Source organism: Pseudoclavibacter terrae, assembly GCF_008831075.1.
Taxonomy (GTDB): domain Bacteria; phylum Actinomycetota; class Actinomycetes; order Actinomycetales; family Microbacteriaceae; genus Pseudoclavibacter; species Pseudoclavibacter terrae.
The window spans coordinates 477943-498129 of sequence record NZ_WBJX01000002.1 but is presented as its reverse complement, the minus strand read 5'-3'; the positions used below and the strand labels follow the sequence as shown (position 1 = coordinate 498129).

General features: G+C 68.3%; 12 protein-coding genes and 1 tRNA gene. 8 read left to right on the top strand and 5 right to left on the bottom strand.

Going from position 1 to position 20187, the window contains the following annotated elements:
* Positions 1-61 precede the first annotated feature (61 nt).
* Entirely contained in the window at positions 62-1798 is a 1737-nt protein-coding gene (locus tag F8O03_RS08530) for a diflavin oxidoreductase (RefSeq protein WP_151423469.1), read from the bottom strand.
* Positions 1795-7401: a glutamate synthase-related protein gene (locus F8O03_RS08525; RefSeq protein ID WP_244296088.1), complete on the bottom strand. Its 5607-nt coding sequence runs from the start codon at positions 7399-7401 to the stop codon at positions 1795-1797. Before F8O03_RS08525 ends, F8O03_RS08530 begins: the two co-directional genes overlap by 4 nt.
* Before the next feature lie 313 nt (positions 7402-7714).
* Between F8O03_RS08525 and F8O03_RS08520 the strand changes: the two genes are divergently transcribed.
* Positions 7715-7975 (top strand): hypothetical protein, encoded by a 261-nt coding sequence (locus tag F8O03_RS08520; RefSeq protein WP_151423468.1) that lies wholly within the window; start codon positions 7715-7717, stop codon positions 7973-7975.
* Between the two features lie 77 nt (positions 7976-8052).
* Here the strand turns inward: F8O03_RS08520 and F8O03_RS08515 are convergent.
* Positions 8053-8138: transfer RNA gene (locus tag F8O03_RS08515), tRNA-Leu, on the bottom strand.
* Between the two features lie 35 nt (positions 8139-8173).
* Between F8O03_RS08515 and F8O03_RS08510 the strand changes: the two genes are divergently transcribed.
* Entirely contained in the window at positions 8174-8776 is a 603-nt protein-coding gene (locus tag F8O03_RS08510) for an ANTAR domain-containing response regulator (RefSeq protein ID WP_104241240.1), read from the top strand.
* A 68-nt stretch (positions 8777-8844) separates the two neighbouring features.
* Here F8O03_RS08510 and F8O03_RS08505 read toward each other — a convergent pair whose 3' ends face one another.
* A complete protein-coding gene (locus F8O03_RS08505; protein ID WP_151423467.1) occupies positions 8845-9294 on the bottom strand; it encodes a PaaI family thioesterase in 450 nt (149 codons plus the stop codon).
* A 104-nt stretch (positions 9295-9398) separates the two neighbouring features.
* Here F8O03_RS08505 and polA point away from each other — a divergent pair, with 104 nt between their 5' ends.
* From polA to rpsA, 6 genes are all read left to right on the top strand, one after another.
* A complete protein-coding gene (polA, locus tag F8O03_RS08500; protein WP_151423642.1) occupies positions 9399-12029 on the top strand; it encodes a DNA polymerase I in 2631 nt (876 codons plus the stop codon).
* A 74-nt stretch (positions 12030-12103) separates the two neighbouring features.
* The gene (locus F8O03_RS08495; protein WP_151423466.1) at positions 12104-13801 is read left to right on the top strand and encodes a DUF885 domain-containing protein; all 1698 of its coding nucleotides are present in this window, start codon (positions 12104-12106) and stop codon (positions 13799-13801) included.
* Positions 13802-13932: 131 nt separating this feature from the next.
* On the top strand, positions 13933-15252 hold the full coding sequence (locus tag F8O03_RS08490; protein ID WP_151423465.1) for a sigma-54-dependent transcriptional regulator family protein: 1320 nt from the start codon (positions 13933-13935) through the stop codon (positions 15250-15252).
* Positions 15253-15349: 97 nt separating this feature from the next.
* Entirely contained in the window at positions 15350-16873 is a 1524-nt protein-coding gene (gene exaC / locus F8O03_RS08485) for an acetaldehyde dehydrogenase ExaC (RefSeq protein WP_151423464.1), read from the top strand.
* Positions 16874-17011: 138 nt separating this feature from the next.
* A complete protein-coding gene (locus F8O03_RS08480) occupies positions 17012-17473 on the top strand; it encodes a DUF779 domain-containing protein (RefSeq protein ID WP_104252920.1) in 462 nt (153 codons plus the stop codon).
* Positions 17474-17693: 220 nt separating this feature from the next.
* Complete coding sequence (gene rpsA / locus F8O03_RS08475; RefSeq protein ID WP_104252919.1) at positions 17694-19151, top strand: 30S ribosomal protein S1; 1458 nt, start codon at positions 17694-17696, stop codon at positions 19149-19151.
* A 286-nt stretch (positions 19152-19437) separates the two neighbouring features.
* On the opposite strand, the gene F8O03_RS08470 is transcribed toward rpsA, so the two are convergent.
* Positions 19438-20082, bottom strand: coding sequence for a DUF4126 domain-containing protein (locus F8O03_RS08470; RefSeq protein WP_151423463.1), 645 nt, complete (start codon positions 20080-20082; stop codon positions 19438-19440).
* Between the last annotated feature and the right edge of the window lie 105 nt (positions 20083-20187).

Below are 20187 nucleotides of genomic sequence, written 5' to 3'. Positions count from 1 at the left end.
AGCAGTTCCCACGCGCCCCGCAGGCGTCACCCTGGCCCGCGGCGTCCTCCGGCAGCATCGGTCAGTACACGTCCCTCACGTAGCGCTTCTGGCGCTTCAGGGTGCCGACGTACTCGGCCGCCCCCTCTGCCGTCACACCCCGCTCACGAGCCACGACAGCATGCAGGGCATCGTCGACATCCCGAGCCATACGCGAAGCGTCACCGCACACGTAGAAGTGGCCGCCCTCCTCGAGCCAGGCGTACAGCTCCGCGCTGTGCTCGAGCATCCTCGTCTGCACGTACACCTTCTCCGCCTGGTCGCGCGAGAACGCGAGGTCGAGGCGGTCGAGGACACCCCGCTCGCTGAGCCCGGTCAGCTCGTCTTCGTAGATGAAGTCGCTCTCGCGATGCTGGTCGCCGAAGAAGAGCCAGTTGCGGCCAGCCGCGCCTCGAGCCTCACGCTCGTGCAGGAACCCGCGGAACGGTGCGATGCCGGTTCCCGGCCCGACCATGATCATCGGCGCGTCGTCGTCCGCGGGAACCCGGAAGGCGGCGTTCGGCTGCAGGAACAGGTGCACCGGGTCGGCGTCGCCGACACGATCGGCGAGGAACGTGGAGCAGACACCGCCGTACCGGCGGGCCTCGTTCTCGTAGCGGACCGACGCCACCGTGAGGTGGATGCGGTCGGGGCTCGCGAGTGGGCTCGACGAGATAGAGTACGCCCGGTGCTGCATCGGGCGCAGCAGCGCCGCGAACCCGTCCGCATCGAAGGCGACCCCCTGCGCGGCCTTGAGGACGTCGAGCGTGTCCTTCCCCCACAGCCAGCTGTCGAGCTGCGCCTTGTCGCCGCGCTGCACGAGCTCGGCGACGGCGCCGCTCGGCTCGCGCGCGGAGAGCTCCGCCAGCAGGTCCTTGGACGGCGCCGTGATGTCGAGCTCACGTTCGAACGCCGTGCGCAGGCTGGACCCGTTCTCGAGCGCCTCGTCTCCCGAGAACCCGAGGTGTCCGAGCAGCTCGTCGACGAGCGCCGGCTCGTTGACCGGGACGACAGCGAGGGCGTCGCCCGCCGCATACGTGATGCCGCTGTCGCCGAGATCGAACTCGTAGTGGCGGATCTCCTTCGAACTCCGAGGCCCGGAGAGCACGCGGTTCACCGCGAGACGCGACGGGTACGGCGTCTTCTTGTTCCAGGGGGAGCGCACCCGAGCGGGGGCGGCCGCGGCGGCGGGAGCCGGGGCTGCCGTGTTCGGCTGCAGCGCAGCGAAGTGCTCGACGACCTCGGCGATCCACGCGGCGGCGGTGTCCTCGTAGTCGACGTCGCAGTCGACGCGCTGCACCACCCGCGTGGCCCCGAGCTGCTCGAGGCGGGTGTCGATGAGCTTGCCTGCCTGGCAGTAGTCGTCGTAGCTGCTGTCGCCGAGCGCCAGCACCGCGAACTTCGCAGACTCGAGGCGCGGCGCACCGTCGGCGGAGAGCTCCTCCCAGAACAGCTCCGCGTTGTCCGGCATCTCGCCCTCGCCGTACGTGGAGGTGACGACGACGATGTTGCGTTCGCCACCGAGTGCCTCGGGCGACACCGAATCGAGCGGGGCGAGCGTCGCGGCGAGACCCGCGCCTCGGGCGGCGGCCGCAAGGTCCTCGGCCACGAACTCGCAGTTGCCGGTCTGCGTGCCGATCAGGATCTCCAGGGTGAGCGTCGCCGCCTGCACCTCCTTGTCGGCGGTTGGGATCGCGGCCAGACCCGCCATGAATCCGGAGAGCCAGGCCTGCTGCTCCCTCGTGAACGGGGCGTCGACCGGAATGAACGGCGCGCTCATACCAGACCCCCGGCGGTCGCCGCGAGGCCCGCCAACGCGGCCGATGGCTGCTGGCGCTTCTCCGTGACGACGAGGTCACGGGCGATATCGACCAGTGCTGCGGTCGCCAGGATCTCGTCGGTGCCCACCGACTCGAGGAGGCGGCGGTTCTTCACGTTCTGATGCATGATCCATCCCGTCGTTCCTGGCGCGTCGATGCTGCGTACGTTGCGCAGACGGAGTGCGTCCTTGTAGTCCTCGAGGCGCTTGGCGGCGATGAGGGCTGCCAGCGCAGTGTCCTCGAAGCGCTCGAGTTCCCCGCGCAGGTACTTGTTGACGCGCTGCATGACGAAGAAGTCCTCGGTGAGGATCAGCTTCCGCGCAGCATCCACCACCCGAGGGTCGTCTGGTCCGCTCGCATCCGGAACGCGCGTGAGCGCAATGCCCTGCGAGATGTTCAACACGGCGTAGGAGGCGAGCAGAGCGAACCGGTCGTCGCGGTCCGCTTCGGAACCACTCGGCGTGCGCCCGCCGATGACCGGGTGAGCGCCTCGGTAGGCCTCCTTGAAGAGGCGGATGCGCTGGGTCGCGATCGACGTCGAGAGCTCGTCGAGGAGCTCCTTGCGCCCCTTGGCCGCGAGGATCTCGTCTGCGTCCTGGTAGAGGAGCAGCGCGCGCGGCATGCCGCAGAAGAACCTGCTGCGCTCCGCCTCCCAGTCGCTGAGGATCCGCTCGGCGAGCGGAGACCCGGTCGCGTCGACGTGCCACTGCAGCAGGAGCTTGACGGCTGCCTCGTGGAAGTCCCCGTGGCTCGTGTCGGTGATGGGGAACACCAGCAGCGAATCGGCGCTCACGTTGTCGCGCGTCGCCCCGTCCGCGTCGTACTGGTAGACGAAGCCGCCGCTCATCCCGTTGCCGAGGCCCTTGCCGGCGCTCCCGAGGTTGAGCACTGCTCCGTTGGTCATGTACTCGCACCCGAAGTCGCCGATGCCCTCGACGACCGCCGTGGCCCCCGAGTTGCGCACCGCGAAGCGGTCACCCGCCTCGCCTTGCACGAACGTGCGTCCGCCGGTCGCGCCGAAGAGGGCGAAGTTGCCGATGAGCACGTTCTCGCCGGGCTGCGAGCCCCCTCCACCGGGGGAGAGGATGACGATGGTGCCACCGCCCTGGCTCTTGCCGACGCCGTCATTCGCGGTTCCGGTGTGCACGAGGCGCATGCCGTCGTTGCTGAACGCGCCGTACGACTGGCCCGCCGACCCCTGGGTCGTGACGGTCACGCTGCCGTCGACGAGGGAGCGCCTGCCGCGCTCGTCCTCGACGACCGAGGGAAGACCTGCAACGGTCTCGGCGTCGAGCTCGTAGTTGAGCATCCGCTCGATGTCGATGGACAGCTGCCCACCGACGGACTTGAAGCGGTTGCCCATCTCGACGCCTTCGATCCGGACCTCGGGCTCAGCCCGCTCGACGAGCGCGGCCCGGATCTGTTCGACGAGCGAGTCGTCGATGCTGTAGTCCTTCTCGAGGTAGATGGGGTCGGCGACGATCTTCTCCGGCACCTTCGCGAGCATGTCGCGCACGTCGAGGTCGCCGACACTCGCGGGGTGTGCGAGGAGCTGCAGCAGGTCGCCGCGACCACGCGCCTCGCCGAGGGAGCGGAGGCCGAGGGAGGCGAGGATCTCGCGCACCTCGTGGGAGATGTTGAGCAGGTACTGCGCGAGCGCGCGCGGGTCGCCGTCGAACACCTCCGGGTTCGTCGTCAGCCCGGCCGGGCACTTGATGTTGCAGTTCTTGGCCATGACGCAGCCGAGCATCATGAGCGCCGTCGTGCCGAACTCGAAGCTGTCCCCGCCGAGGAGCGCCGAGGTCACGACGTCGCTCGCCATCTGGTGGGCGCCCGAGCAGCGCAGCACGACCTTTTGCCGGAGTCCGTTCGCGAGGAGCGCCTGGTGCACCTCGGCGACGCCGATCTCGGCCGAGCGGCCCGCGTACTTGAGGCTCGTGACGGCCGCAGCCCCCGTGCCGCCAGTGTTGCCTGCGACGTTGATGACGTCGGCACCCGCCTTCGCGACGCCCACGGCGATCGTGCCGATGCCCTCCGACGAGACGAGTTTGACGACGACGCGAACTCTCGCCGCCTTGCAGTCGTGGATGAGCTGGGCGAGGTCCTCGATCGAGTACGTGTCGTGGTGCGGGGGCGGGGAGACGAGCTCGACGCCAGGGGTTCCGCCTCGGGCGGCGGCGATGTCGACCGTGACCTTGGGGGCGGGCAGCTGCCCGCCCTCGCCGGGCTTCGCGCCCTGGCCGATCTTGATCTCGAGCTCTTGCAGCATCGGGTCGGCGAGGTAGCCGGCCCAGATGCCGAAGCGACCGGAGGCGAACTGCTTGATGCGGGAGCCGCGGATCGTGTTGTAGCGGGTGATGTGCTCGCCGCCCTCACCGCAGTTCGACATGCCACCGACCATGTTCGTGCCGTGCGCGACCGACTCGTGGGCCGTCGCGACGAGCGCCCCGTGGCTCATGGCGCCGGAGGCGAGCGTGCGCGCGATCTCATGCGCAGGTTGCACGTCGTCGAGCGAGATGCTGTCCGGGGCCGTCCTCAGCAGGCTCAGGACGCTGGAGGTTCCGGGCGCCACCTGGACCTCGAGCCCCGCATCCGTCGCCGTGGTCTCGATGATGGCCTCGCCATCCAGTGCGGTGAGCACCTGAGCGAGTGCGTCGTAGCGTGCGGCTTCGCCGTCGAGGGGACCCGTCAACGTGAGCCGGTAGAGCTCGTTCTCGACGCGTTCGATCTCGAGTCCGCGCACTCGAACGTCGCTGTTGCCGTCGAGCGAGAACCGGCTCAGCTCGCGCGCGAACTCTGAGGGCGTCGACGCGAGGCGGACGTCGGCGGGCAGGGAGAGCACGTCGCGCAGCGCGGAAGGCCGGCGCGTGCGCTCCTGAATCGTGTTGGTGACGAAGTCGCGGTAGCCGGGGGTGATCTCGAACGCGTCGATCTGCTCGGGCGTGAGCGCCCCGTACCCGCTGTACGTGTAGGCCTTGTCGTCGAGCCCGAAGGCGTCGCCGAGCTGGCCGAGCGTGAGGAGGCGCAGGGAGTCGTGGCCGGGATGCGGCTCGGCGGCGGCCTCGCTCGGTTCCTTCGCCGCGGCCGCGCCTGGCGACTCGAGGACACGAGGCTCCTCCGTCATGTCGATGAATCCGCGCACCGCCGTGGTCCCGAAGGAATGGCCTGCACCTTCCTGGCGCTCCTTGAAGAGGCCGAGGAGCGGGATCTGCTTCTCGTCCGCGACGGCGACGGCCCGCTCGTGCCACTCGGCGACCGCGAGGGCGATGCGCTCGAAGCGCACCCCGCCGACGGGTGCCGCGAGGTGCGGGAAGTAGTCGGCGAGCACGGGGTCCTTCGTGTCGAGGTAGTTGGGCTCGAAGAACTCGCCGCCGATGTAGCTCTCGACCGTGCACAGGCCGACGCGACCCATCGTCTTCATGAGCGATTTCTCCGCCGCCTTCGCGAAGCGCGCGACCGCGAGGTCCGTCTCCGTGATCGTGTCGACGGATGCGGCACCGCTCGGGTAGCGCTCCTCCGCGCGCAGGCGCACGCAGAGCGGGTAGACGGCGGCCGCGCCGAAGCCCAGGGCCGACGCGATGTGGTGCGAGGAGGGCAGCTGCCCGGACTCGGCGATGAGCGAGACCCGGAGCCTCAGTCCCTCTCGGATCAGCCGCTGGTTGACGGCCGCGATGACCAGGATGAGCGGGATGGCCGCCGCATCCCTGGACACGTTGCGATCCGTGAGGACGGCGATGCCGCCCTGCGTCCGCGCGAACTCGGTCACGGCGTCGCAGACGCCTTCGACCGCGTCGCGCAGCGATGCGGCGTTCGCCGCGGCGTCGCCCTGCACTGGCGTGTAGAGGATCTCGAAGCGCTCGAGCGGTGCGAGGCGCTGCTCTCGGAGCGCGACCATGTTGAGGTGGCTGAGGATGGGCGAGGGCACGACGATCTGCCTCGTGCGGTTGCCGCCGTCCGGCTTCGCTCCAAGGGCCACGCGAAGCGTCATCCCGTCGGCTTCGCGGATGCTGTCGAGCGGCGGGTTGGTCACCTGCGCGAATCGCTGCGAGAAGTACTTCGCGAGGCCTCCCTCCTGGTCGGAGAGCGCGTTGATGGCGTTGCCGTAGCCCATGGCCGAGATGCGCTCGGTGCCGTTCGCGAGCATCGGGTCCATCATGAACTTGAAGCTCTCCTGGTTGAGCGAGTACGCGACGTACCTGCCTGCAGGGGAGAGGTCGCCGTCGTAGCCGAGCGTGGTGCTGCCTCGGGTGATCTCGGGGAGCTCGATGTCCTCGATGTTGACTCTGGCCGCTTCGAGCTCCGCGCTGTAGTCGCGGCGCACGGCGAGCTGCTCGAGTGCCTCTCTCGTGCGGAAGCTGCGTCCCTGACGGTGGTCGAAGTACAGCATCCCGCCAGCTTCGATGCGGCCGCGGCGGATGATCGTGCCCGGGGCGAACTGGATCTGTCCCGCCTCGGAGCTCACGACGAGGTAGTCGTCCGTCTCGACGGTGCGCAGCGGCCGCAGGCCCAGCCGGTCGAGTCGGGTGCCGATGATGTCGCCGTTGCTGAAGACGAGGGCGGCCGGACCGTCGTTCTTCTCCTCGTACAGGGAGAAGAACTCGAGCATGTCGCGCACCTCGGGGGTCAGCGTGCGGTCGTTCTCCCACGCGGGCGGCATGGTCGAGACGACCGCCTCCACGAGCTCGAGGCCGTCGTCGAAGACGCGGCTCTGGAGGGTCTGGTCGAACCGGCTGCTGTCCGACTGGCCGGGCGGATGCACGATGACGCGTCCGCGGGCGGTCGCGAGGGCGTTCTCGGAGAGGCGGTTCTTGCGGTCGGTGTTGAGCTCGCCGTTGTGGGCGAGCATGCGGAACGGCTGCGCCATGCTCGGGTGCGGTTCCGTGTTGGTCGAGAAGCGCGTGTGGAAGAACAGCGTCCGCACCGACTGGCGTTCGTCGAGCAGGTCGGTGAAGTAGGGGATGACCTCGTTCGAATTGAGGCGCCCCTTGAGGGTCTGCGTGCGCGCGCTCAGCGAGAGGGGGTACAGGCCCTGGAGCGAGGGGTCCGCGTATGCGATCCCCTCGATGTCGAGGAGCGCGGTGTTGGCTGCTGCGTCCATCTCAGCGCGGCTCCATCCCTCCGCGGCCTCGAACACCCACTGCACGATGGGCAGCTGGTAGTGGGCCGCGGCCGGGCGCGCGACGGTGGGGTCGACGGGAACGTCGCGCACGAGCACGGGCTCGATGCCGTTCGCCCGCAACGTGCTCGAGATGAGCTCGTGCGCGGCCTCGAGCTGTGCTGCATCGCTCGGCATGAAGAAGTTGCCGACCCCGAAGAGCCCGGCCGTGAGCTGTCGTCCGACGAGCGCGCTGAAGAACTCCACCGACAGGTCGACGTTGACGCCCGCCCCGTCCCCGACACCCTCAGCGGACATGCCCCCGCGGTGCGGTATCGCGCAGAGCGCCTCGTTGCCGAGCCGGATGACGTCGTGGTGCTGGACGCCGTCCTTGCGCGTGATGAAGCCGACGCCACAGTCGCTCTTCTCGAGCTCGGGACGGTACAGACCGGTGATTTTTTGCGACACGAAGATGCCTCCAGGGGACAGCAGCGAGGGGAAAGGCGACGCGAACACTGCAACGTTGGAGGTTTCGTCTGCGGGAGTCGGCACTTGGTGCGGTGCGAGCTTCCCAGCGGCAAAGCGGTATACGTACGGTAAGGGGTGCCTAAGCCTGATGCAAGGCCACGCGCCGTGCGCGCGCACGATCACTGCGCCTGGGGGTACCCGGGCATGCGTGGGCGGCTCGGGCAGGCACCTTCGTCTCGGCCTTCACGCAACTCGTCCCCGGTTGAGAGATCGTGGCGGCCGAGAGGGTCGCAGCGGCTGAGATGATGGACGCATGAGCGAAGTCAAGACATACATGCGCACTGCCTCCGCCGAGGCTGATGCTGGCGAAGAGGCCCTCACGGAGGTCGTCGACAAGCTGGTGCAGCGCCTCGTCGAGGCAGGGGCCTCCGAGGGCATCACGATCCCTCAGAGCGAGGTCGAGGTCGACGTGCTGGTCGACGAGACGCTGAACCTCTGGGACGCGACCGCGACCTGGTCGGGAACCGGTGAAAGCTCCTCGGGAGCTGAGGAGACGCCCACGACGCTCGAGTAGCGCCGAGCACGGAGACCAAGAACGAGACAAGCCCCGGTTCGGCCAGTGATCAACTGGCACAACCGGGGCTTCCCGTCTGGTGCCGGCTGTGGGATTCGAACCCACACGCCCTCTCGGACAGAGCATTTTGAGTGCACCGCGTCTGCCATTCCGCCAAGCCGGCGCAACACCACGGACACAGTATCGTAAGCTCACTACGTGACTGAACAGGAAACCTCTCAAGCCCCGCGACGTGTTGTCGTCGCCGAAGACGAGTCGCTCATCCGGCTCGACATCGTGGAGATCCTTCGCGACAACGGCTTCGACGTTGTCGGAGAGGCCGGCGACGGGGAGACCGCGGTCGCCCTCGCGAAGGAGCTTCGCCCCGACCTCGTCATCATGGACGTGAAGATGCCGCAGCTCGATGGCATCTCCGCCGCCGAGCAGCTGTCGAAGGACAGCATCGCGCCGGTCGTGCTCCTCACTGCGTTCAGCCAGAAGGAACTGGTCGAGCGCGCGACTGAGGCGGGGGCCCTCGCGTACGTCGTGAAGCCGTTCACGCAGAACGATCTGCTCCCCGCGATCGAGATCGCGCTCGCGCGCCACGCGCAGCTCATCGCCCTCGAGGCCGAGATCTCCGACCTGAACGAGCGGTTCGAGACCCGCAAGCAGGTGGACCGCGCGAAGGGCCTCCTCACGCAGAAGATGGGTCTGAGCGAGCCTGAGGCGTTCCGCTGGATCCAGAAGGCGTCGATGGACCGCCGTCTCACGATGCAGGAGGTCGCGCAGGCGGTCATCCAGCAGCTCTCGGCCAAGAAGTAGCCGAGCCCCGATCAGCAGAAGCCCTCACCGCGCTGTCGCGGTGAGGGTTTCTTCGTCTGTGCGTGGGACTACTTCGCGGTTCGGATGAGGTTGGTGATCCGGATCGTGGAGCAGCGCTTGCCTGCCTCGTCGGTGACGACGATCTCGTGCACCGTCATGGAACCGCCGAGGTGGATGGCCGTGCACACGCCCGTGACCCAGCCGCTGACCGCGGATCCGGTGTGGGTGGCGTTGATGTCGATGCCGACCGCGAAGCGGCCGGGGCCGGCGTGCACGTTGGCGGCCATGGAGCCGAGGGATTCGCCGAGCACGCAGTAGGCACCGCCGTGCAGCAGGCCGATGGGCTGCGTGTTCCCCTCGACCGGCATGACGGCCACGGAGCGCTCGGGGCTCAGCTCGACGCACAGGATGCCCATGCGCTCGGCGAGAGCGCCGAAGCCCCGGCCGTAGGTCACGTCGTGCTGGTCGGGGATGGCGAGCCCGTTGACCGTCGTCGGGGGCGTTTCCAGGTGACTCATCACGCTTCCTCCTCGAAGAACGCCCCACAACACGCGCGCATCGGCGCAGTGTCTGGGGCGGCAAGTAGGCTGACCGTGTGTCAGCGCAAAATCAGCCTACCCTCATGGTCATCGACGGCCACTCGCTTGCCTTCAGAGCGTTCTTCGCCCTGCCGGTCGACAGCTTCGTGAACTCGGAGGGGCAGCACACGAACGCCATCCACGGCTTCGTCTCGATGCTCCTCAACCTGCTGCAGAACGAGAATCCGAGCCACATCGCCGTGGCCTTCGACATCTCGCGCAGCTCCTTCCGCACCCGCGAGTACCCCGAGTACAAGGCGGGCCGCGATGCGACCCCCGTCGAATTCAAGGGGCAGATCCCGCTGCTTCGCGACGCCCTCCACGCGATGGGCATCAAGACCGTCGTGAAGGAGGACTTCGAGGCGGATGACATCCTCGCGACCCTCGCACGCCAGGGGCGCGAGCAGGGGTTCAAGGTGCTTGTCGTCTCGGGCGACCGTGACTCCATCCAGCTCGTCACCGACGATGTCACGCTGCTCTACCCGTCGACGCAGGGTGTGACGAAGCTGACCCGCTACGACCCGGCGAAAGTCGAGGAGCGCTACAGCGTGCGCCCGGAGCAGTACCCGGACGTGGCGGCCCTCGTGGGGGAGAAGAGCGACAACCTCCCCGGCGTGCCCAAGGTCGGCGAGAAGACCGCGGCCAAGTGGCTCGCGCAGTACGGCTCCCTCCAGGGCATCCTCGACCATGCCGACGAGATCGGCGGCAAGGTCGGCGAGTCCTTCCGCGAGCACCGCGAGAACGCGGTCCGCAACCGCAAGCTCAACCGCCTCGTCGATGACGTCGAGCTGCCGGTCGCACCGGATCAGCTCACGCGCGGGTCGATCGACGCGGATGCCGTCCGCGAGATCTTCACGAAGCTGCAGTTCCGCACCCTGCAGGACCGGGTCCTGAAGCTCGCCGACGAAGCCGGTAACGACATCGCGCCCGCCGAGGCCGTCGCCGCGCCCGTTCGACCGGAGCTGCTCGACGAGGAGCTCGAGCAGTGGCTCGAGAAGGCCGTCGCCGCGACGCCAGAGGGCCTCGGCCTCGCGGTCTCGCACAACGCCGAGGGTGGCATCATCGCCATCGGCGTGTCGACGGCCGCCGAGGCGACCGAGCTCCGGTGGATCCCGGAGCGCGTCGACTACGCGCCCCTCGAGGCGTGGCTCGCGAGCGATGCTCCGAAGCTCATGTTCGACGCGAAGCCCCAGCTGAAGGCGCTCACCGTCGCCGGCCTCGCGGTCGGTGGCCAGGTCAAGGACGGGCAGCTCGCCGCGTGGCTGTACCGCCCCCAGAACGCCCCTAAGCGCCTCGCCGAGCTCGTGCAGATGCGACTCGACGAGCAGCTCCCAGAGGGCGACCCGAACCAGCTGCAGATCGGCGACGAGTCGTCGCTCGTCGCGAGCGACGCCTGGTACACGCAGCGCGCGACGACTGCCGCCCTCGGCATGCTCGAGCCAGGCACGCTCGACGTCTTCACGTCCATCGAGACGCCGCTGCTCGCCACGCTCTCGAGCATGGAGCTGCAGGGCGTCGCCATCGACCGCGACTTCCTGCAGGGCCTCGCCGACGACCTGACCGAGCGCATCCGCACCTACGAGCAGGAGGCGTTCGACGCCATCGGCGGCGCCGAGATCAACCTCGGGTCCCCGAAGCAGCTGCAAGTCGTGCTCTTCGAGACGCTCGAGATGCCGAAGACCCGGAAGACGAAGACGGGCTTCTCGACGGATGCGGAGTCGCTCGCCGACCTCGAGCGCAACAGCCCGCATCCCTTCCTCGGTGCGCTTCGCAAGCATCGCGACTCCGTGAAGCTGCGACAGATCATGGAGTCGCTGCTCAAGTCCATCGACGAGAGCTCGCGCATCCACACGAGCTACCACCAGATCGGCTCGGCCACGGGCCGCCTGTCGTCGAACGACCCGAACCTGCAGAACATCCCGATTCGGTCCGACGAGGGTCGCCGCATCCGCCGCGCGTTTGTGCACGGACCCGAGTTCGAGTCGCTCCTCACCGCCGACTACTCGCAGATCGAGATGCGCATCATGGCGCACCTGTCGGGCGACGCCGCACTCATCGAGGCGTTCAACGCGGGGGAGGACCTCCACCGCTTCGTCGGCTCGCGCGTGTTCGGCGTCGACCCGGCCGACGTGACGCCGCCGATGCGCTCGAAGGTCAAGGCGATGTCCTACGGCCTCGCCTACGGCCTGTCCGCGTTCGGGCTCTCGAAGCAGCTGCAGATCGACGTCGCCGAAGCGAAGAAGCTCATGATCGACTACTTCGAGCGCTTCGGGAAGGTCCGCGACTACCTGCGCAACGTCGTCCTGCAGGCCAAGGAGGACGGGTACACGGAGACCATCTTCGGGCGCAGGCGCCCGTTCCCCGACCTGCACTCGACGAACCGCATCGCTCGGGAGAACGCCGAGCGCCAGGCGCTCAACTCTCCGATCCAGGGGTCGGCGGCCGACATCATCAAGCGCGCCATGAACTCCATCGAGGACCGCATCCGCGCGGAGAACCTCTCCTCGCGCATGCTCCTGCAGGTGCACGACGAGCTCGTGTTCGAGGTCGCCGCCGGCGAGGGGGAAGCCATGGAGGCGCTCGTCCGCGACGAGATGGCCGCAGCTGCGGACCTCACCGTGCCACTCGAAGTGCAGATCGGTCGCGGCCCCAACTGGGACGAGGCCGCGCACTAGCCTGCGCCGCTGTCCGCCCCGACCCGGCCCAGCTGTTGAGCGGGGATCCAGAGGGGCGAGCATAGGCTTGCGTGATGACGACTTCCGCTCTTCCCACCCAGAACACCAGTCAGCCACGACCGCAGACGGACATCGACCGGCTCGCGGAGGCCTGGGTCGCTACCGAGATCAACCTCTCGCCCGAGCTGCGCGTGGAGCTCGGCGCCGAGGGCGACAAGTCCGAGTATGGCGACTACTCGTCTGCTGCTGCACCCCGCAAGCGCGCCGCGATCGTCGAGGTGCTCGCGAAGCTGGACACGCTCACGGAGACCGACGAGGTCGACCGTGTGACGGCGCTCGAGCTGCGACGCAGCCTCGGGCTCGAAGTGGAGATGATCGACGCCAAGCTCCACCTGCGGGCGCTGTCGAACATCGCCTCTCCGGCGCAGGACATCCGCATGGTGTTCGACCTCATGCCGCGAGAGACGCCGAGTGACTTCGAGGACATCGCGCGGCGCCTCGAGAACCTCCCGGCGGCGGTCGAGGGCTACACGGAGCGCCTCGGCGCCGGCATCATGGCCGGTGTCGTGCCCGCGAAGCGGCAGGTGCGCGAAGTCGCCGTGCAGACGGGCGAGTACGCGGCCCCAGGGAACTTCTTCGAGCAGCTCGCTGAGTCGTCGCCCGCGACCGGTGAGCTCTCGCAGGGTCTCCGTCAGCAGCTGCAGCGGGGCGCTGAACTCGCGTCGGCCGCCTACGCCGCGTTCACGACGTTCCTCGACGACGAGCTGCTGCCCGCGGCGAGCGAGACCGACGCCGTCGGGCGCGAGCACTACGCACTCGCCTCCCGCGGCTTCCTCGGTGCCGCCGTCGACTTGGACGAGACCTACGAGTGGGGCCTCGCTGAGCTCGCGCGGATGAAGGCCGAGCAGGAGGCGATCGCGAACGAGATCCTCCCGGGCGCATCCGTCGCAGAAGCCATCGCGCACCTCGAGCTCGATCCCACCCGCAAGCTGCACGGCAAGCCAGCCCTCAAGGCCTGGATGCAGGAGACCAGCGACCGCGCCGTCGCCGAGCTCGCCGAGAGCCACTTCGACATCCCGGAGCCGATGCGCCGACTCGAGTGCATGATCGCGCCAACAGAAGAGGGTGGGATCTACTACACGGGCCCATCGGAGGACTTCTCACGTCCCGGGCGCATGTGGTGGTCGGTCACACCGGGCGTCACCGAATTCGACACCTGGCGCGAGCTCACGACCGTCTACCACGAAGGCGTCCCCGGTCACCATCTGCAGATTGCGCGCGCGACCCTGAACCGAGACCAGCTCAACACCTGGCGACGCAACAACTGGACCTCGGGGCACGGCGAGGGGTGGGCGCTCTACGCGGAACGCCTCATGGAGCAGCTCGGCTACCTCGACGAGCCAGCCGACCGGCTCGGCATGCTCGACGGGCAGCGGATGCGCGCCGCACGCGTCGTCCTCGACATCGGTGTCCACCTCGGCAAGACGGTCCCAGAGGGCGACAAGGTGTGGGACTACGAGTACGCGCTCGACTTCATGCGTCAGCACGTGAACATGCCGGACGGCTTCGTGAAGTTCGAGGTGAACCGCTACTTCGGCTGGCCAGGCCAGGCGCCCGCCTACAAGATCGGCCAGCGCATCTGGGAGGAGCTGCGCGCGGACGCCGAGCAGCGCGGCGGGGACGAGTTCGATCTCAAGGCCTGGCACTCGCGGGCACTCGACCTGGGTGGCCTCGGCCTCGACACCCTCCGCGAGGTGCTCAGCACGGACTGACCCGGCCGCCCCCGCTTGTCCGTCCCTGACGGCCAGCGCTCGAGCTGGGCATCACCCAGGCGGCTTCGCCTAGGCTCGCGGCAGCGAATGCATCGACGCATTCGCTGCCGCGAATCCGAGGAGGCTGCGAGGTGCACCCGCAGAGTGGCGAGAGCGTCCGCCCCGATCAGGCAGCCGCCGCATCCGCCCATTCCCTGATCGACGCTGACGGCGGACGAAGCGGAGGCGTCGATCTCCGCTCGGCGGTCGCCGGCCTCCGCAGCGTCGTCCGCGAATCCTGGATCCGTTCGCTGCAGCTGCTCGGAAGTCCCGCGAATGCGAGGGCCCGAGACCTGGATGCGTTCGAGCCGCTCGCGGCCGCGCGCGAACGCAGCCCCCTCCAGCACGTGCTTCCCGTCCTCGACCGCCTGCTCGTCGAGCCTGCGAAGGACACCGGGCTCATCGTCGCCATCACCAACGAGCAGGGACGTCTCCTGTGGGTGCGCGGGGACAGCGACACGCTTCGCCGCGCGGAGCACATGGACTTCGTGGCGGGCGCCGACTGGTCCGAGGGGGCCGTCGGCACGAGCGCCCCCGGCACGGCCCTCGCGTCCGGCCGCGGAGTGCAGATCGTGGGCGCCGAGCATTTCGCCCCCGCTGTGCAGCTCCTCAGCTGCACCGCGGTCCCCATCCGCGATCCTCTCACCGGCCTCGCCGTCGGAGCCGTCGACCTGACGGGCGATGAACGGGCGGTCGGGCCGCATTCCCTCGCGCTCATGCGCGCGGCCGTGGCCGCAGCCGAAGCAGAGATGCGGGTCGCCGCCCTGCTGGCCGGCGCCGCGACTCGCACCGGCGGCCCATCCCTCCCGACGGCGCCGACGAACGGCGCTGCTGCTGCGAAGGTCAGCGCGCTCGGCGCCCATCGCGCTCGACTCACAGCATCGGGCATCCCGCCGCTCGAGCTCAGCGGCCGACACGGAGAGATCCTGACGCTCCTCGCCGCGCGCCCGTCCGGGCTCAGCGCGGGGGAGCTTGCGCTTCGGCTCTACGGTGAGACGGCGAAGGAGGTCACGCTCAGGGCAGAGCTCGCGAGGCTCAGGCCGCTCCTCGCCGAACGCGGCCTCGATCTCGTGCCGCGCCCGTACCGAGTCGCAGAGGGGCTCACGAGCGATGCCGCCGAAGTCCTGCGCCTCCTCGCAGCGGGCGACGTCAGGGCGGCGGTGCGGATGTACCCCGGGGAGCTCCTGCCCGCCTCCGATGCGCCAGGCATCCGTGAACTGCGTGCCGAGATCTCGGCAACGCTCCGGGACCAGGTCCTCAGCACGGCGGACACGCCGACGCTGCTCGCCTACCTCGAGCTGCCCGAGGTCGCCCACGACTCCGACGCCTTCCGCACCGCCCTCGGCGTGCTCCCGCCTCGCTCGCCAGCCCGGTCCAGGTACGTCGCTCGAATCGAATCGCTCGAGTCCTGACGCGTCCCCGGCGCGCGGCGCCTGGGCCCTGCAACCCGATTGCAACGTTCCCCCTCCTAGTCTTCCGAGGAAGAGTTCCCCGGACAAAGGAGTCCCCATGACCGTCTACGCCAAGCCAGGAACCGACGGGTCCCTCGTCACGTTCAAACCGCGTTACGAGCACTACATCGGCGGCCAGTGGGTGCCGCCGGTGAAGGGCGAGTACTTCGAGAACATCACCCCGGTGACCGGCCAGCCCTTCACCGAGGTCGCCCGCGGAACGGCCGAGGACATCGAGGCCGCCCTGGACGCGGCGCACGCGGCAGCCCCAGCGTGGGGAAAGACGAGCCCAGCCGAGCGGGCCATCATCCTGAACAAGATCGCCGACCGCATCGAGGAGAACCTCGAGTACATCGCCGTCACCGAGACCTGGGACAACGGCAAGCCCATCCGCGAGTGCCTCGCCGCCGACATCCCGCTCGCGATCGACCACTTCCGCTACTTCGCCGGCGCCATCAGAGCGCAGGAGGGAACGCTCAGCCAGCTCGACGACAACACGACGTCGTACCACTTCCACGAACCACTCGGCGTCGTCGGCCAGATCATCCCGTGGAACTTCCCGATCCTCATGGCCGTGTGGAAGCTCGCGCCAGCACTCGCAGCAGGCAACGCGATCGTGCTGAAGCCCGCCGAGCAGACGCCCACGTCGATCCTCGTGCTCTTCGAGCTCATCGGCGACCTGCTCCCGCCCGGCGTCGTGAACATCGTGAACGGCTTCGGCGCAGAGGCCGGGAAGCCGCTCGCCTCGAACTCCCGCATCCGCAAGATCGCGTTCACGGGCGAGACGACGACCGGGCGCCTCATCATGCAGTACGCCTCACAGAACATCATCCCCGTGACGCTCGAGCTCGGCGGCAAGAGCCCGAACATCTTCTTCGAGGACATCGCGTTGCGCGACGACGCCTACTACGACAAGGCGCAAGAAGGCTTCACGCTCTTCGCCCTCAACCAAGGCGAGGTCTGCACCTGCCCGTCCCGCGCCCTCATCCAGGACTCGATCTACGACCGCTTCCTGGAGGACGTGACGGAGCGCACCCGCAAGATCGTGCAGGGCAACCCGCTCGACACCGACACGCAGGTCGGTGCGCAGGCCTCGAACGACCAGCTCGAGAAGATCCTCAGCTACCTCGAGATCGGACGCCAGGAGGGAGCAAAGGTCCGCATCGGCGGTGCACGCGCGGAACTCGATGGCGACCTCGCGGGCGGCTACTACGTGCAGCCGACCATCTTCGAGGGCCAGAACAGCATGCGAATCTTCCAGGAGGAGATCTTCGGTCCGGTCGTCGCGGTCACGAAGTTCTCCGACTACGACGATGCGATCTCGATCGCCAACGACACCCTCTACGGTCTCGGCGCCGGCGTCTGGTCGCGCATGGGCAACACCGCGTACCGCGCCGGCCGCGACATCCAGGCCGGCCGAGTCTGGGTCAACCAGTACCACGCGTACCCGGCGCACTCCGCGTTCGGTGGCTACAAGTCCTCCGGCATCGGCCGCGAGAACCACCTCATGATGCTCGACCACTACCAGCAGACGAAGAACCTCCTCGTGAGCTACAGCGAGGACAAGCTGGGCTTCTTCTGATCCACGTTCCCGCCCGGCGTCCGAGCACTCACCGAGTCCTCGGGCGCCGGGCGTACGCTCACCGCACACGCGACACCGAGCCGCGCGTGTGACCGCACATCACGGCCGGACACATCGACAGAACGAGCGGGTGAGGACATGCAGAGTGAAGTTCGAGGCGACGTCGACGCACTGTCCGGGGGCGGCGCGCTGGCCTCGACCCCGACCATCGAGGGCGAGACCTTCTCTCGGGTCTCCTTCACGCCGGCAGCCGTGCAGATGATCTCAGCGCTCGGACGGCGCCACGGCCCGCTCATGTTCCATCAGTCCGGAGGCTGCTGCGACGGTTCCTCACCCATGTGCTACCCGGCCGGCGACTTCCTCACCGGCGACGCCGACGTCCTCCTCGGCACGACCGACATCCCCGACGCGGGACGAGTGGAGTTCTGGATGTCGCGCGAGCAGTTCGCGTACTGGCGCCACACCCGCCTCACCGTGGACATCGTCACGGGGCGGGGATCCGGCTTCTCGCTCGAGGCTCCGGAAGGCAAGCGGTTCCTGATCCGGTCGCAGCTCATGAACCCTGACGGCACGGACGCGGATTCGCTCGCCGTGTCCTGATCCGTGGGCGGACGACCCACCTTCCCGGACCGACTCGCCGCAAATGCCGGGGAACTCGCCGTGCGCGACACTTGCCCTCGCTTGACTTCCCCGACTAGGCTGACAGAGCACTTTTCTGTGTGCACGTATCCGCATTCCCGGATGAGCACCATTGTCCTCGACATCTTGCCGAGAGCAGCACATCCGGGCCGACTTATAGCCCACCTGGAGCATTACCTACATGACCACCACCACGACCGAAAAGGCAACCAAGCAGGTCGCCATCAACGACATCGGATCTGCTGAGGACTTTCTTGCCGCGGTCGAAGAGACGCTGAAGTTCTTCAACGACGGGGACCTCATCGAGGGCACCGTCGTTCGCATCGACCGCGACGAGGTCCTCCTCGACGTCGGTTACAAGACCGAGGGCGTCATCCCCTCGCGCGAGCTTTCGATCAAGCACGACGTCGACCCCACCGAGGTCGTTCAGGTCGGCGACACCGTTGAGGCCCTCGTCCTCCAGAAGGAGGACAAGGAAGGCCGTCTGATCCTGTCCAAGAAGCGCGCACAGTACGAGCGCGCCTGGGGCGACGTGGAGAAGATCAAGGAAGAAGACGGCGTCGTCACCGGCACCGTCATCGAGGTCGTCAAGGGCGGTCTCATCGTCGACATCGGCCTCCGCGGCTTCCTCCCGGCCTCGCTCATCGAGCTCCGCCGTGTGCGCGACCTCACGCCGTACCTCGGTCAGGAACTCGAGGCCAAGGTGCTCGAGCTCGACAAGAACCGCAACAACGTCGTGCTGTCGCGCCGCGCGCTCCTCGAGCAGACGCAGTCCGAGACCCGCTCGAACTTCCTCAACAACCTCCAGAAGGGCCAGGTCCGCAAGGGTGTGGTCTCCTCGATCGTCAACTTCGGTGCGTTCGTCGACCTGGGTGGCGTTGACGGCCTCGTGCACGTCTCCGAGCTCAGCTGGAAGCACATCGAGCACGCCTCTGAGGTCGTCGAGGTTGGCCAGGAGGTCACCGTCGAGATCCTCGAGGTCGACCTCGACCGCGAGCGTGTCTCGCTCTCGCTGAAGGCAACGCAGGAAGACCCGTGGCAGGTGCTGGCACGCACGCACGCCATCGGTCAGATCGCACCGGGCAAGGTCACGAAGCTCGTTCCGTTCGGTGCGTTCGTTCGCGTCGCAGACGGCATCGAGGGCCTCGTGCACATCTCGGAGCTGTCCAGCGGCCACGTCGAGCTCGCCGAGCAGGTCGTGTCGGTCGGCCAGGAGCTGTTCGTCAAGATCATCGACATCGACCTCGACCGTCGCCGCATCTCGCTCTCGCTCAAGCAGGCGAACGATGGCGTCGACCCCGAGGGCACCGAGTTCGACGCGGCGCTCTACGGCATGGTCTCCGAGTACGACGCTGAGGGCAACTACACGTACCCCGAGGGCTTCGACCCAGAGACCAACGAGTGGAAGGAAGGCTTCGACGCACAGCGCGAGGCTTGGGAGCAGGAGTACGCTCTCGCCCAGACTCGCTGGGAAGCGCACAAGAAGCAGGTCGCATCCGCAGCCGAGATCGAGCAGAACGTCAGCGCCGTCGCGCCGTCGAGCTCCTCGAACTCGTTCGCGAGCGAAGCAGCTGGCGCAGGAACGCTTGCCGACGACGAGTCGCTTGCCGCCCTCCGCGAGAAGCTCGCAGGGAACTAGTTCCCAGCAGCAGCAGTGCATCCGAAGGCCGGTCCCAGTTCTGGGGCCGGCCTTCGGCCGTTGCGGCTTGGGCTGTTGCAGCTTGGGCTGTTGCGGGGAGGAGCCGCGCGGGCGGGCGTGTGTGTCAGCCGGTCGGGCCGCGCGTCGCATCCACACGGCAGGCGCGAGGGGACCGACGTCGGGACCCTGCTCCACTGCGCTTCCCGCGCGGATGTCGGGGCAGACGCAACGCCCGGCCGCTGAGAAGCGGCCGGGCGTCGTCGCGTCCGAGCGGGGCTCGTTCCGGTCAGGCGCTGTAGCCCGGGGCGGGCGGGACCGGGGGAGCCGCCGACCCCGACCTGGCGGCGCGGGCGTCGCGCACGCGCTTGAAGCTGCGGAACAGCAGCCAGGCGAGCACACCGAGCATTGCGAGCATGACCAGCACGAACAGCGGCACGAGAATCGCGGAGAAGAGCAGTCCCACGCTGATGGCGTCTTCGCCGACGCTCAGGATCGGGGCGGCTGCGCCAGCCGTCACGACGTTCGCGGCGGCACGGGTGCTGCTCTTGGTGAGGTGGGTCAGCAGAGCGATGCCGATCCCGATGACCACTGGCACCCACGCGTTGCTCGTGAAGAAGCTGGCCGGGTCCTGGATGGCTGCGGTCGAGCTGGCGGTGCCAGCCCCGAAGACGATGCCGCCTGAGGTCGGGCGGATGACCGTCTGGATCCAGTCGTTCACGTGGTCGAGCGCGGGGACCTTGTCGGCGACGAGCTCGAGCACGAGCAGTACGCCGACGATGATGAGCACCCAGTCGTTGCTGAGCCAGGCCCAGCCTGCCGGCAGCGCGATGAGGTCGGTGAAGCGGGCGAGGAGCCCGATCCCGAGCAGTGGGATGAACGCGTTGAGGCCGCTCGCCGTCGCGAGCCCCAGGCCGGTCAGAATTTCAAGCATGTGTCTCGTGCCTCCTGCGTCCCAGTCTGGCACGCGATCACCCGGAGGCGGGTCGTCCCGGGATGCCGGGGGCGCTCTCGGCCGGGGCGCAGTAGCGTTGGCCAC